Annotated in this window: 12 protein-coding genes; 1 reads left to right on the top strand and 11 read right to left on the bottom strand. The window is 41.8% G+C overall.

All coding sequences use genetic code 11. The annotated features are described in order from the left end of the window. From C5Q96_RS08505 to C5Q96_RS08490, 4 genes are all read right to left on the bottom strand, one after another. Positions 1-1,074 (bottom strand): ankyrin repeat domain-containing protein, encoded by a 1,074-nt coding sequence (locus tag C5Q96_RS08505; RefSeq protein WP_106057946.1) that lies wholly within the window; start codon positions 1,072-1,074, stop codon positions 1-3. Between the two features lie 231 nt (positions 1,075-1,305). Then, a complete protein-coding gene (locus C5Q96_RS08500) occupies positions 1,306-2,769 on the bottom strand; it encodes an SHIRT domain-containing protein (protein WP_106057945.1) in 1,464 nt (487 codons plus the stop codon). Positions 2,770-2,970: 201 nt separating this feature from the next. After that, positions 2,971-3,447 (bottom strand): pyridoxamine 5'-phosphate oxidase family protein, encoded by a 477-nt coding sequence (locus C5Q96_RS08495; RefSeq protein WP_106057944.1) that lies wholly within the window; start codon positions 3,445-3,447, stop codon positions 2,971-2,973. Positions 3,448-3,495: 48 nt separating this feature from the next. After that, positions 3,496-7,161 carry a UvrD-helicase domain-containing protein gene (locus tag C5Q96_RS08490; protein ID WP_106057943.1) on the bottom strand — a complete coding sequence of 1,222 codons (3,666 nt, stop codon included), beginning with the start codon at positions 7,159-7,161 and terminating at the stop codon, positions 3,496-3,498. Between the two features lie 181 nt (positions 7,162-7,342). Between C5Q96_RS08490 and gpmI the strand changes: the two genes are divergently transcribed. After that, positions 7,343-8,860, top strand: coding sequence for a 2,3-bisphosphoglycerate-independent phosphoglycerate mutase (gene gpmI / locus C5Q96_RS08485; protein WP_205763997.1), 1,518 nt, complete (start codon positions 7,343-7,345; stop codon positions 8,858-8,860). Positions 8,861-8,986: 126 nt separating this feature from the next. Here the strand turns inward: gpmI and C5Q96_RS08480 are convergent, their stop codons facing one another. The 7 genes from C5Q96_RS08480 to C5Q96_RS08450 form a co-directional block, all read right to left on the bottom strand. Next, positions 8,987-9,541 carry a DUF2812 domain-containing protein gene (locus C5Q96_RS08480; protein ID WP_106057942.1) on the bottom strand — a complete coding sequence of 185 codons (555 nt, stop codon included), beginning with the start codon at positions 9,539-9,541 and terminating at the stop codon, positions 8,987-8,989. After that, the gene (locus C5Q96_RS08475; RefSeq protein ID WP_106057941.1) at positions 9,534-9,857 is read right to left on the bottom strand and encodes a PadR family transcriptional regulator; all 324 of its coding nucleotides are present in this window, start codon (positions 9,855-9,857) and stop codon (positions 9,534-9,536) included. The genes C5Q96_RS08480 and C5Q96_RS08475 overlap by 8 nt, the downstream gene beginning before the upstream one ends. 294 nt (positions 9,858-10,151) lie before the next feature. Next, positions 10,152-10,454, bottom strand: a complete 303-nt coding sequence (locus tag C5Q96_RS08470) for a type II toxin-antitoxin system RelB/DinJ family antitoxin (RefSeq protein WP_106057940.1) — start codon at positions 10,452-10,454, stop codon at positions 10,152-10,154. A 219-nt stretch (positions 10,455-10,673) separates the two neighbouring features. Then, positions 10,674-11,246, bottom strand: a complete 573-nt coding sequence (locus C5Q96_RS08465) for a nitroreductase family protein (protein WP_106057939.1) — start codon at positions 11,244-11,246, stop codon at positions 10,674-10,676. 174 nt (positions 11,247-11,420) lie between these two features. Further along, positions 11,421-12,641, bottom strand: coding sequence for a DNA (cytosine-5-)-methyltransferase (dcm, locus tag C5Q96_RS08460; protein WP_106057938.1), 1,221 nt, complete (start codon positions 12,639-12,641; stop codon positions 11,421-11,423). 98 nt (positions 12,642-12,739) lie between these two features. Beyond that, complete coding sequence (locus C5Q96_RS08455) at positions 12,740-14,263, bottom strand: Sau3AI family type II restriction endonuclease (RefSeq protein WP_106057937.1); 1,524 nt, start codon at positions 14,261-14,263, stop codon at positions 12,740-12,742. 240 nt (positions 14,264-14,503) lie between these two features. Beyond that, positions 14,504-15,367 carry a DUF6612 family protein gene (locus tag C5Q96_RS08450; RefSeq protein WP_106057936.1) on the bottom strand — a complete coding sequence of 288 codons (864 nt, stop codon included), beginning with the start codon at positions 15,365-15,367 and terminating at the stop codon, positions 14,504-14,506. Positions 15,368-15,369: the final 2 nt, after the last annotated feature.

The following is a 15,369-nucleotide window of genomic DNA, read 5'->3' as shown; positions in this document are numbered from 1 at the left end:
TTATAGCTCTCCCTCCAGAACTCTCTGCAGATGCCCTGCCATATCATCTATAAAATCCTTGCATCCACATAGATCCTTCAGTTCCTCGTGTTCAACATCGTAAACGGCAACCTTCTTAGTCTTAGGATTCCAGACTACGTATATATCGCTATAATCTCCAGTTGACTTAGATATCCTAAGCACTTTACGCCTACCAATCTTCATAGGAATCGTTTCGGTGAGCTCAAAAAAGTCGATGTAACCGAAATCACAATTTGGAAGTTCGAAATGCAGATTATCACTTTGCAGCAAATCAATCATCGCCTTAGGAAGCTTGTAAGCTTTCAGTTCGTCCACCTTGTTATGAAGACTGTGGAACTCGGCTGGTTCCAGCCCCTTAAAGTACTCCGCCATCTCGTCATCACCCTTCTCAAGAGCGATGCTGTACGGTCTCATGCCATCTTTTTCTGTAATAGTCACATCTGCACCGTGTTCTACGAGGTATTTACACATCTCAAAATCAACGTACCTCGCTGCTACACAGAGCGGTGTCGGCTTGAACGGGTAAATAGAATCGGGCTTATTATAGTTTATATCGACGCCGTTTTTTATAAAAAACTCAACAATATCGTAATTTCTCTTGTCAAGGCAATTTCTAAACGCTGCCCCACCGTACTTCTTAACTGTATGACCGAGTTCATCGATTAGAGCTAGGTTATCTAGCCTCTCTCCGAAGATAGCTTGTTCAAACGCTTCAGTCTCTACCGAGTTAACAGCATTGACATCAGCGCCTTGAGAAACCAGATATCTGATGGTTTCCTCATCAGAGTACCTAACTGCGGTAAGAAAACTTGGATTATCTTCATCGTTTAGATTTGCTCCGTGTTCAGCTAACCACTTGATAGATTTGGATTTATTCATCATAAGAGCTAGGTTAAGTGGCAAAAGCCTCGTGTACTTACTAAGCACTATCTCTTCATTGATGTCCCACCCCTTAGATAGCTGTTCTTCTAAGGCATTTACATCACCATTTGCAATGTCACTTACGATCTCTGGTACGGATTCAAATTTCCCGATGTCTTTAATCTCTATCATCATATGCTCCTACATCTTGCCTTATAGTATGCGATTTTCTTGCAATTACTACTTATAGTAACCTAGATAAGTAAATTATACATAACAACTCTCCAAAACAAAACGAGAAAGCCAAGATTTTTCAATTCCTGAGCAAATCTCGATTTTCTCGTCTAGCATATTTATAACTTATTACTTTAGGCTTTATTAATTTTTTATAATCGTATATCGCTATACGGACAGTATCCTTAACTAGTTAGCCTTGCGCTTTGAAACGACCGCTAACATCGCCGAAGCAACTCCGAGCACTAGCAAGTATCCGCCGATATCATTGCTATCACCCGTCTTTGGTCCATGTCTATGAACCTTATGCTTGCTTACGGTATTGGCTGCAGGAGCACTGTTTCTGCTAGAGTTTCCCGAAGCAGGTGTAACAGTAGCTGAAGAAGTGCTATCTGCTTTAAATATCCACTGCCCATATACTACAGTGTTCTGAGTTACATTTACCGTAGTGACCTTTGTAGTGCTTATATTGTTTCTGTCTGTCGACCAGCCGGAAAATTCCCATGTGCCGTTAACGCCATTCTTTTGTCCAGAAATGCTATTTGGTGCCGCCTCAAGTGTAACTGTCTCGCCGTACCCTACACCAGTTACAGTGCTTGGAGCCATGTATCCACTTGGGGTATCTCCGACAATCATATACTCTACGCTATATGCGTTAACATTAATTAACATTGGAATCGTGATATTTAGTTTCGAAACGCCTTCTGTAAAATTAATATCGAATAGTTGATCTATTCCCTCTGCCGTAGGTGTCCCGGTTATATTAACATCTGTCTTCTCAGCTGTAGCATCATAGTTTGCAGCGCTTGCTGCAAGACCACTTGGAAGTGCACCAACGATACTAACTGTGTCATAATGCATCTTGGCAGTTACCCTTGCACTATACGAGCTTGGGTAATAGGTATAAGAAAAATCAGGGAACGAAAGAAGTTCAGCATATGCCTTGCCCTTTACTGCGTCTGAAAGGCGGTTGCTCTTCAGCTTTACTCCAACTACGGATGAAGTCTGTCCGTAGAAGCTCGATGAGCTAGCGGTGTGGCCGAAATGTGTGTCTGCTATATAAGTCTTACCACTACCTCTATTGACAGCCGTGCTATCAGTAAACGAACTGTTCGAAACATTAGATACTCCATAGGTAGTGAGACCATTGTTGAACTTTACGTTGTCAAAAGTGATATTTGCTCCAGCTTCTACCTCAACAGGTCCGTTAAATGTCTGATTTGAAACAGTTTCTGTTCCGCTGTATATAGTCTTAGTAAGTTTCTTATCATAAAGTTTTGCGATAATTGCAGGATTCATAACTGCATTTTGACCCGTGTATAGAACTGCTCCATTGGCCTTGAACGTGTATACATATCCACCAGACTGATAAACTCTGGATACCTCTACTGGGTAATAGTTAGAACCATCAGCCGAATACCATATCGGTGTAAGCGTTGTGCCATTAGTTCCTAGAACCTTCTCATATACTGCACTCCACTTATTTCCGTCAGTATACCCATATGCACTGCTTCCAGATTTTACAGACATATCATAAGACTTGTACACATCCTGTGTTCTGCTTGCTGCTGAAACTATGCTGATGCTTCCAAGAACCATGCTGAGCACAAGAATTGCTACGAGCAATATACTTCTCTTCTTGATATACTCCATCTATTTTTTTCCTTTCCTACTATACGTAAGCTGTAGCTGAGAAATATTCCCATCTCCCCTTTGCTTACTTAACATAAAAACACACGCTAGTTAGTTCACATTAACTAACTGACGTGTGTCATTTTATCATCATAATATTATCGGTTCAATAGTAGTAATGGTATTTATTATCCATTACATGGTTTTTTATGTATACAAGCTTTATTTCTCTTGCACTTCTTTACCAGTCATATGCTCAATCTCAATCTCGTACATCTGCACAGCATGGCCAGTTGCTTTTATCTCGCGGTGCACGAGTTCCTCGCTTGGATAGTATTTTAGAGCGAAGTTTTTCAGCACCTCAAACATCTCTTCTCTATCTTCAATTGGATGGCACTTTCCGAACACAACCGCACTCTGTACAAACGGTGCCCACGCCTCTTCCCTGATCTGCTCATTTCCATATACGGTAAAGCATACCCTGTCACATCTCTCCATACACTCTACCTTATATCCTCCACGCAGGCTATGGAAGTAGATACGACCTTTGTGTTCATCGTACAGATAGTTGACGGGGATCGCATACGGATAATCATCGTCGCCATTCACTGCTAAAACTCCCCTTGGGGCTTCTTTTAGCAGCTTCTTTGCAGCCTCTTCTGAAATAGCTTTTTTCTCATTTCTAAGGTTTCTGAACATTTTTTTACCTCTCTTCTATGTAGAATTCTCTGCAGAATTCGCCCTTTGTTATAACATTGATATAGTAATTGATTTATCTAGCAGATACAGATATGCTTCCTTAACACTTAGTCCCGTACCTTCCTCGAGAGCACGCTTGTAGAGACTTATCTGCTCCCGATACTCTTCCTTTATGCGCTCAATGTCAGCTTCTCTATCCTTGTAGCTAAGTCTGTTACTCTTGTAGTCAACCAGAACCAGTCCATCTCCATCACTAAAGTAGCAATCGATGATACCCTGAACCAGTACACTTTTACCCCTTCGTTCTACCCTTAATGTAAAAGGTTTTTCCTTAGATAGCAAGCCCTCTCTAGCTGCTGCACAAGCCCGCGTTCCTATTTCAGTCTCAAAGAACGCATATACCTTTCCAAGATCCAAAGCTTTAAACACTGGTTCGGAGATAGCACCATTCCCCTTAAGCGTCTCAGCTCTTTCGGCTATATAAGACTTATCGCACTCACCAGCTTCGTTTACTGCCTTCTTGAAATCCACAAACTCCATAATTCTGTGATAAGCAGTTCCAATGCTCGCTGCATCGGCGCTAGCTAGCCTCTCAATTCTTGTATTTCTATCTTCTATTTTGCCCTTATAAGACTCCCTATCCTTGGCTTCCTTATTAAGCTCACTAACGGAGTACTTCGCCTTGGTATTAAGATCATCCTTATATGCATACTCATAGTCGAGACGCCTCTTAACCTCTTCATATTCTTCACTTAGCTCGGTATCCATCGGAATCTTATCAGTGGTCAAGAAATTATTTGCCCCTCGTGGAAGCGACGGCATCTTAACTTCATGCATATCAGTAGAGGTATACTCGTTATATTGCCCAGAGTCACAAAGCTTTCCCATGATCTTAAAATAACTAGTTCTAGAGCGAATATCATCAAGCACAAACTCATCTGTCTTCTCACAGCCGACAAGATATAGCTTTTCCCTAGCACGTGTCATCGCAACGTACAAGACTCTAAGTTGCTCCTGATACTCATCCTCACGAATCTTGGCTGTTATCTTCTTCTGCATCAGCGTTCTACGCCAGTAATGCTCGTCTGGGTTGACGTACGCCAAGGCGATTCCAAGCTCGTTGTCGAATTGGAAGCCTTTGATGCCAGACGAATAATTGAGCTGATTGCCCATGCCTGCTACGATTACGAACGGAAACTCGAGTCCCTTACTCTTATGGATGGTCATTATCCTGACAACATCATCTTCCTCGCTGACCATTGATGGCTGTCCCATCTCTACGTTCTTGGTCCTTAATACCTCAAGATAGCTTATGTAGCTGCTGAGTGAGGCAATACTCGACATCCTAAAAGCTCCAGCCCTCTCGACAAGCGCTCTTAGGTTAGCCTGCCTCTGCCTGCCGCCATACATAGCACCTGCGTACATGTAATAATTGGAATCTTCTAGTAGGTACCAAATGTAATCATCGAGCTGCATCATCTTGCTGTGCACACGCCATTTCTCGATGGTCGCGAGTGCCTCATTTACACGGGACTTTAAACTATCGTCACTGCCATTTGCACTGTATAAAAGCAATGCATCGCAGTATGACTGCCTCTGGTACTGCACATCCCCTTCTCTTTCCTTCGCTTCCGCAATCTGATTCTCTCTTGCAAAGGCTCTTATCTCAGCAAGCTGCTCTGGGGTAAACCCGAACACCTCTGACCTGAGCACGGATATGAGCGGTATATCCTGATGCATGTTATCAACAATTTTAAGTATCGCCATAGCAACAGCTACTTCAACCGTGTCAAAATATCCACCATCATCGGAGATATGGGATGAGATGCTCTTGCTCATCAGCGACTTATAATACATGTCTGATTTATTCTTAGTAGAACGGAGCAGTATGGCTATATCTCTAGGAGTTGCTCTTCTAACCTTGCCGCTCTTGCCATCGTAGAATTCCGTACCGATGATACTGCTGACAATATCCGCAACATGAATCGCTTCTATCTCTGCTTTGGACAGAGCTTTGATTTCTTCAGCAGACTCGTCTAAAGTGCCAGCTACAGGTCCTTCTATATCGACCAGCTGAGAACCTCGAGGTGTATAACTTGTATCTGAGCTCTCCCCTTCGCTTGAATCATCCATTTCAGTTAGAAGCAGGTGCACCTCTGGCTTAAGGTTATATTCAGGATGCCCCGTAAGTCCTTGATATAGCTTCTCGTCATCGTCATAGCCATCCATCAAATCTTGAAATACATAGTTGATGTAGTCAATCGTGGCTCCGTTGCTGCGGAAGTTTTTGTTGAGATTTATCTGAATTGCATGCTCATTAAGCTCGTCTTTATACGCCCTAGATGTCTCCTCAAATATATGAGGCTCAGCCTGCCTGAACTTATAAATGCTCTGCTTGACGTCCCCTACCTTGAACACGTTATCTTCTCGAGCTACACTGCCAATTAGGAATTCCTGCAGAGTATTCACGTCCTGATATTCATCAACGAATATAAATTCGAACCGTTCACGGAGCACCTTCCTTGCCTCTTCATTCTTGAGAATACCTGCGGTTATATGTTCCATGTCACCGTAGTCGATAACACCCTGGTCTCTCTTCTTGGCACTATAAATGCGCTCAAATTCCTTGAGTAGCGCCAAATAATACATCGTATATTTGTACGTTTCCGCCTGCTCTTCGAATAAAGTCTTGAGCTCTGCAAAATTGTATTCCTTAAAGAAATTCTGGAAGTTGTTCTTATATGTATCTCTTCTAGCCTTACAATCAGCAGATACCGACTTATATACCTCTGTTTCTCCCTTTCCGCCAGCAAACTTACCGAAAATAGGATTTTGGAAAACCTTAGAAACAACCTCTTCAGCACCTTTAGCCAGCTCTCCTCTATCACAAATAGACTTGATAGCATCTGCCAAAGTCTGAAAGGCACCTATCTCGGAGTCAAGCTTCGCTGCCGTATTGGGCAAATTAAGTGCGATCAGATACTCCTGCAATCCAAGTGCTTCGTGAAGGGCATCATCCACGACCTTCCTTGCATCTGCCCACAGCTCTCTATATAAATCGCTATCTCGGTAGTCGCCGCTCTCCGGTATGCGAAGCTTCTCAGCCATGCGCTCAGACCATTCAAAATAATCTGGCATGCTCCTGAGATCCGCGTATGCTTTGACGAGCTCCTGCATTAACCCCTTATCATCTCGCTCCTTACTATAGCGGTCTAAAAACTCACGAAATGAGCCCCCTTCTATAAAATTATCCTCTTCAAATCCCTGTTCAAACACCTCTTCGATAGCTTCCATCTTCATGATTTCAGCCTTGAGGCTATCACATATCTTGAAGTTCGGCTCGAGGTCAGTCAGGTAGAAAAATTCCTTGATAACTCGGTTACAAAAGCTATGTACCGTCGATATGTACGACCTATACATCTTACCGAGCTGCTGCCTGAGCCTCTCTGATCTCTCGGGGTCAGAAGTTTTAGCTGCCTTGATTTCCTTGTTAATCGCTTTAGTCAGTTTTAGCCTCATCTCGGATGCCGCGGCATTGGTAAAAGTCACGACAAGCATGCGGTCAACATCCGCCTTACCCTGAACTATGATATTGATGATGCGCTCAACGAGCACTGCCGTCTTGCCGGAACCAGCTGCGGCCGATACGAGAATGCTTTTGTCGATAGTATCGATTGCCCTTTGCTGATCAGGCGTAAATCTGACGTCTGCCATCTTCCGTTCTCCTTAAAATAATGATGCTACTATTATATGATGTTTATTATCGCGTGCAAACCCCAAGTAATACTGGAAACACAGATTTTAATCACAATTATAAACTATAAATCAATACTTCAGCTCCTAGAAATAAACACAGCTCTTGTGTATACTTGGATATATCTATAGGAGGATAGCAATGATTAAAAATAGACCAACAATGCTGATGATTCTCGACGGCTACGGAATCCGCGAAGAATCGCACGGCAACGCTATTGCTGCCGCTAAAAAACCTCATCTCGATGCGCTTTTTGCAAAATACCCGTTCATCACCCTGGAGGCGAGCGGTGAATTCGTCGGACTTCCTGACGGGCAAATCGGCAACTCCGAGGTTGGACACACCAATATAGGTGCCGGAAACGTTGTGCTGCAGGACCTTCCTCGCATCAATAGGTCGATTAGCACTGGCGAATTTTATAACAACAAGGTGCTGCTTGAGTCCATGGAAAATTCCGCTTCAGGCCACACCCTTCACATAATGGGACTATGCTCAGATGGTGGCGTACACAGTAAGCTCGAACACCTCTACGCAGTTCTCGAGCTCGCAAAGCGTTCAGGTATCAAGGATGTAGTGGTTCACTGCTTCCTCGATGGCCGCGACGTACCGCCTCGTAGCGCTATGACCTACCTGAGTGCTCTCGAGGAGAAATTCTCTGAGCTTGGACTAGGCCGAATCGGAGTTATCTCTGGCCGTTTCTATGCTATGGATAGGGATAAGCGCTGGGAGAGACTCGAGCTAGCGTACGACGCACTTACACTTTCTGAAGGGGTCAAGGCAGCTTCTCCTGCTGAAGCGATTCAGATATCATATGACAAGGACGAGTCTGACGAATTCGTGCTCCCAACAATCGTCGATGAAACACCAATCAAAGACGGTGACTCGGTTATATTCATCAACTACAGACCTGACCGTGCACGCGAGATAACTCGTGCTATCGTGGATCCTGATTTTGATGGATTTGCAAGGAAGAAAATTTTATCGAATCTCGTGTACGTGTGCATGGCTGAGTACGATGCGTCGATGCCTAATGTAAAAGTCGCGTTCCCACCAGAAGTCGTTGAACCGACTCTCGGAGGGGTGGTGTCAGCCGCAGGTCTAACGCAGCTCCGCATAGCCGAGACTGAGAAGTACGCACATGTGACATTTTTCTTTAACGGCGGTGTCGAAGCTCCAGTTAAAGGCGAAGACCGCATCTTGATTCCATCTCCGAAGGTGGCTACTTACGATCTTCAGCCAGAGATGAGCGCTCCACTATTGACTGAAAAGGTGCTCGAAGCGATCGACTCGGATAAGTACGACCTCATCATACTAAACTTCGCAAACCCTGACATGGTAGGTCATACAGGAGTTTTCGATGCAGCAGTTAGTGCTATAGAGACGCTTGATGGACTCGTACAGCAGATTGTAGACAGAGTTCTATCTAAGGATGGTCAGATCCTACTCACAGCCGACCATGGAAATGCTGACTACATGCTGGATGATAAGGATAATGTTGTGACTAAGCACTCGCTATCACCAGTTCCGCTGTGCCATATCGCAAACGAGCCTAGAGCCTTCAAAGTACCCCATGGCAAGCTGGCAGATATATCGCCAACACTTCTGACACTCATGGGACTCGAGGTCCCGGCGGGTATGCACGGCGAAGTACTAGTTTAGACATATCAACTGGCGGCACTTAATACCGGATGTCGGAATAGTAACTACAGACGAACAAAAGCACACAGCTCCCGAAATAGTCGGGCTGTGTGCTTTTTTTATGTTTCTATAAGTATAGCGCTTTGGCTACAGGTTCTTCTTAAGCTTTCTGAACTTCCTCAAGCAGTGTGAAACTAGGCAGATATCGGCAGCAAGAATCGCTATGAGTACGATGTTCACCACTCCTCTCGCGGAGCCATACCACACACCAGACTCTTCCAGCATACTCCTCATATTGATTGAAATTACCGGAATCAGTGCTGCAATTACAGGTATAAGTCTGGTATGTACGATTCTGTCTATCATATTCAGCCTCGACTCATCGTCGGAGAATATCTCATTTTCTCCTTCTGCAGTGCTTTCAACTACAGGCTTTCTGAAATAGCTCCAGTTCATGCATCCACCTATATATTCCCAGCCGTAATCCTCATACATCTGGAGGTAATCGTCGGTTGCCTTAGTCTGGTTAAATTCTAGCCTGTACGAAACCTCTTCGGGCACGCACTCTTCGAATGTAAAAAAGCATGGTGCCGTAACCTTTACTAGTTTCCATCCATTCTCGTGCTGTTCCTCAAGCCATGCCTGCTCTTCGTTGTAATCTGCTATTGTAAAAAATCTAATCTTTGTCTGTCTCTTACCCATTGTATTCATCTCCAATACTGTTGATATATATTCGCTTAATGCGATTCATCTCGGTGGTGAGAATCTCACGTCCAAGTTCTGTAATCTCGTAAATTTTGCGCTTCTCCGCCTCACTAACGAACCTAATTAATCCATCTTTCTCCATCTTAGAAAGTGTTCCGTACATCGTCCCAGGGCTTATGCTGACTTCGCCTTTCGTCATCGCCTTTACCTCCTGCCCTATGCCATATCCGTGCTGAGGCTCTTGCAGGCAGAACAGTATATAAAAGGCTGTCTCCGACATTGGAACGTAAACCCTCTTTAGCTTTGAATCCATTTGCTCCTCCTATATCAAGCTTTGATATATCGCATCTCGATATATAGAGTATATCGTGGTTCGATATATATGTCAATAGCATTTAAAAAAGAAGATATATTCCCTACACTCGTTGACTTCTCAAGGAAATTCCGTGTTTTTACCAACTCGTTTTGTCCTATAACTCTATTTTTTGTAGTGCCCCAATATATTTAGGCATTAAAAGAAGGAACCGCATAGCGCTTCCTTTTGCATTTTATAATTTAGACAACTGTCCCTCTGCTTGCTCAGTAATGTAAATTCTGTATTGCCGCATCATATTCCTTTCTCAAGAATATCAAACACCTCATCTACATCCTTTGATTTGCCTTCCGCAGCCTGCATATATCCAGTTCTCATAATTAAATTAAAATCATTATCATTCATATTTTCTCTGACTGGAACATTATTCGGAATGGTTAGAGAGAACGGAATGCCATTATTTAATATTATTTGTCTATAAAACATATCTATCGCAGTTGCTGTTGGAACTCCAATAGTTTCCAGTATTTGTTCCGCTTGCTTCTTGATATCTTTCTGTATTCTCACATTAACACTTGCATTCTTTGTTGCTGACATATTTACCACCTTCCTTTTAGAAATTATGAACTATTGTATTGCTTTTTGCAATACAATTTCTGTTATATTCCCTTGATTAAATTCAATCAGCAACACTGTTATATAAGGTCAACTAATTATTACACACTTTCCAGTTCCCTTTAGCACAAAATTTGTAATAAAAAACCGCAGGAAGATTCCCACGGTTTCTTTGCTCATAAATATTTACGTTAAAATCCACTATTCGTAGAACTTAACTCTTTCCGATATATCCTCTTTATCTTTCGGCGCTGGCTCCATAACGATTCCACCAAATGGCATCTGAGCAACGAGCTTCCAGCTCTCTGGCAGTCCAAACTTCTCACGCACGAAATCATCGATAACAGGATTGTAGTGCTGAATATTCGCACCAACACCTAGCTCACGCAGCGCACTCCAGATATTTATCTGAAGCATACCGTTAGCCTGATTCGCCCATACTGGAAAGTTCTCAGCATATGCAGCAAACTTCTCCTGTAATCCACGCACTACCTCTTCATCGTAGAAATACAGAATCGTCCCTGCCGCAGCCTTGAACCCATCGATCTTCTCTCTCGCAACTTTGCCGCCAAACACATCATAGATGCCGTCCCACAGCTCATCCTGCTTCTCACCGAGCGCAACGACCACGCGCGCACTCTTCATGTTGAACGCATCAGGGACTAGCTCCGTCACTTCATCTATGAGCGCATGAATCTCATCCGTGCTCACCGGTAGCTCTTTGTTAAGCTGGTAGTAGCTTCTTCTCTGCTTTAGTCCTTTGTAAATGTTCATCTATGTCCTCCAAATCCCTTTATGTGTACTGTGAATTATCTTTTAAATTATGGCTACATTTTACTTGATAATCCTCGGCGAACTGTGAAGGTTGGAGGAAAAGGTTGTGCGAAACATTAGATACTTACCATACTAAAAATCCCTACCTATAAGTTTAGGCAAGGATTTTTCTAGCTAATTCTCATTTTCAATAATATCGTCTAAAACTTTTCCCATTCTAGTTACCATTGGTACAACAAGCGCATTACCCATGCAGAAATAACGCATTCTGTCTGGCATTCCTGTATTAGTCCAATCGTCATCGAACCCCTGCAATCTCTCTGTTTCAATTGGAGTTAGAATTCTTAATTTGCCTGTTCCAGGATCGCTAACTACATGTGTACTTCTATTAAGTGTAGATTCGCTAGTCAGCATCGTTCTTCCGGGTCTATCCCAAGGATCGGGGAATGCGATTGGCCCTTCGGAAAATACATACTCGTGTCCATCCTTACTTTTTCTTGGAATTTTTTTTGCACCTTTCAGATAAACCCATTTTTTCATGCGTTCATCATCTGTTATAAAATACTTTTCATCTGCATTAGAAACGAGTATTTCTCCTAATAGTGTTGGTTCTTCTTTTTCCTCCTGAACATTCGCTGTATATATTTCCCCATTTGTCATGTATCCTCCACGTTTAAAATCAAATTTAAAGTGGTCTGATACGGATACTACATCTGAATCTAACTTAGAATGTGTAATACTCTCTACTGCATTTACTGGAAATGCTTTAGCCATAAGACCTTCAGATAACATAATATTTTCCGCATTATATTCTGATTGTACTTTTCCATACTTTGTATCATTCTTATATGCGAAAATAAATGTTCGTCTCCTTCTCTGTGACGCTCCATATTCTGCCGCGTTAACTACACGCCATTCTACGGAATAATCCAGTTCATTAAGGCATGCAAGTATTACTCCAAAATCTCGACCTCTTTGCTTTGCTGGGGACTTCAAAAGCCTATCTACATTCTCAAATATACAAAATGGAGGCTCTTTAGCGATTATTGTGTCTCTGATTTGCCACCAAAGAACACCCTTTTTCCCTTCTAGCCCTTTTGAAGAGGACAGAGAGTGTGCAACGCTATAATCTTGACACGGAAACCCACCCACGAGAAGTGTATGATTTGGAATATTCTCTTTTTTCATATCACTTATGTCTTCACCTGTGTGGTATTCACCCTTGATATCTGGTGAATCTCCAAAGTGTTCAACATAGCAATTATGTGCCCACTGAGTTCTTGCTCCTGGTTCCCATTGAGAAAACCATTTAGTTTCCCAGCCTGAATTTAGTCGCTCAAAGCCTAATCTGAAGCCACCGACTCCAGCAAAAAGCTCGCATATTGTTTTGTTCATTACGCCCTCCTTTGACTATCTAGTAGTCAGCTCGCTTAATATTTTTAAAAGGCTAAAAATGTTAGCACCGGCAGACACCGGATCATGCCTTTTTTTACTTAATGATGTCTTATTAGCGTGTCTTCTAATTGGCTATTAATGTATGATCGATTTAACCAATACGCCTGTCTTGTAATTCTATCCCCACTAGGTAATAAGTCAGTGTCGCTAATGTTCCCATTGCCAATTTCTGTACCATCAGTGAATTTGTAGAATGAATTTTTCGCATGAGGTCTAACATGAAATATGCCATTTTCACTGCTCTTAGTCAAATTATTGGTTACTATATTTCCATTTACTTCAAATTCTACACCATTTCTAATTTTGATTTTTAGTTCTTTCCATGCAGCTTTAACTTTTTCTAAATCGTCATCTGGCATCGCCCACAATTGACACCCTTTAAAAGTAGCACCTTCTTCATCTTCCCAAAAGACTGCAAATAGGTACTTCCTATTTCCTAAAATTTCATACAACCTTGAAGCTTCCCAACCTATATCATTTCCTTCTTCATCTTTTATCTCATCATCAAATGGTTCTTTATCTAGGTTAATAAAATTAATATCTTCAAGCCTCATATTTTCATTTGGCTTTCCATGTTTTTTAAACTTGACCACTTTAACATTTATTCCAGCTTTTTGGAATTCATCTATTTTCTCATCTTCCAGTTCATTGACACCAAGCATATGCTTTACGATGATAGCTTCATAGCTTTTGTTTTTCTTATTTATATCAAGTCCAAGCTTACTAGCAATTCTATCTTCGTTCCAGTTGATATACTTGTTTAGTCTATCCTGTATTATTTCGGAAATACTTTTAGCTTCCAACTCCTTTTCCGATGCAAATTCCGCTGCATCGGTACACTCGTCTGCCATCAAGTAGTTATTTAGCACCGTTGTCATGTATGAGTTTTTTAAACAAAATGCCCTAGACTTTGCTTTAACATTTTCATTATATCTTTGGGATACTAAGCTTTTCGCTGCAGTTGCGCCTTTAGTGCATGCCCCTAGATACATCGTATCGCCCTCAGAAATTTCATGAGCTTTACCCTGCAAAATTTTATCAATGATAATCTTATAATCATTGATGATAATGTTCATATCTTTTTCAGGTATCTCAAATAGCTTTGCGTAATCAATATGATAATCTAAATTGTTTTTTATCGCCTTATCCCTAAAATAGTATATTAGCAACATTAATTTACACTTTTCCCAAACATGAGATTTGTAGAAATCTTGCTCAACTTCTTTATTGAAATTAATCATGGTAAGTACCAGGCGCTCACCAGCTTTATAACCACCTTTATTCTTTTCTTCGTAAGGAGAAACCTTTAATTCGACACCAGCCTCTTTAAAATCTGGCTCAGAATCGGAATTTACTTCGTATCCAAAGTAATACTTTTCAAGTAGATTGCCTAAGCCACCCTTCCTTTTTTCATCACCATATTTACCAGATTCATCACCAACCTTACTATTACTGTAAATGCTTTCATTCAATACATCTTGAAATGTTTTACCTATAAGTTTTTTAGCATATCTTTCAATGCTCTTAGGATCTGTTTTATCATAAGGTAATTTTGCAGTCATACTTTATCGCTCCATCTGTTAAAGACATCCTTACATGAACATATAACGAATTATAACACACCCCACTCTCCTTTTTAGCACACTTATTCCATATTGCATTCCCAAATTTCCCACACCAAAAAGCCCGCGCTCACGCGCAGGCTTCCTCTTCAGTTATTCGGTTTTAGCCTGTTTTATCGGCTTTAGTCCATTTTTACTGACCTAATCTGTCGATTACATACAATCAGCCACAACAAAGCCCTAGAATTGCGACTTCTTCACCTTGCTTGCATCAAATCCATGAGGCTTCTTGATTTCCTTCACATCGTTGATGTCACGGTAATATGCCTGATAGTAATCCTCGTTGTCGATTGCTCCTCCAATTTCAGGCACGTCCATCTTGGTAAAAAGCTTTATCCTTGTCTGATAAGGAGTTGGCCCGCCCTTGCCCTTCTTCATCACGAGGTGAATTTCAATCTTGCAAGACTTTACATCTTTCTTACCCTGTTTAAGCATTTTGCTTTTAGGAATAATCGCTACCTGAAGCTTAGCCATCTGATCCAGATTTTTGCTCACATCACCTTTATAATCAAGATAGTAATGGTTCTCGTCCTCAGTCAGCTTAAACTTGTCCGCATATTTCTCGTATATATCTAAGAAAGTCTTGCTATTACCTATCTCTGGAGGATTTATATCCTTTGCCTCTTTCCAGACCCACTCATAATTATTAGTTACCGAAGATGAGCCGATATATACCTTCTTAGGCTTTGGGGAGTATATCTTATCACTCTTAAATATGAAGTCCGAACTTCCAAATCTTATCAAGTGCTCATCAATATCCTCAGGTTCCTGAACCTCAGAACTACCTTCTGAGTAATATTCGCTGAAGACCTGCGGGTCAAGCTGCATCTTACCTTGTCTAACCTGTGACTCTCCCCTAAACAGTCTATCTGATCCCTGAGATGCTACGTATCTCCTATATGTATGGATCTCATAATCAAGGTTTTCAACCTTTTGCATCTTCTTTACAAATGTCTTAACATCACCTTTTCCACCACAAGCTGAAAGGGTTAGGACCATCATCATGGCGATGACTACTAAAACTATTTTTCGTTTCTGTCTCATTT

The organism is Mogibacterium diversum, assembly GCF_002998925.1.
GTDB classification, from domain to species: Bacteria; Bacillota; Clostridia; order Peptostreptococcales; family Anaerovoracaceae; genus Mogibacterium; species Mogibacterium diversum.
The sequence above is the reverse complement of the archived record's forward strand: the minus strand, read 5'-3'. Positions and strand labels throughout refer to the sequence as shown.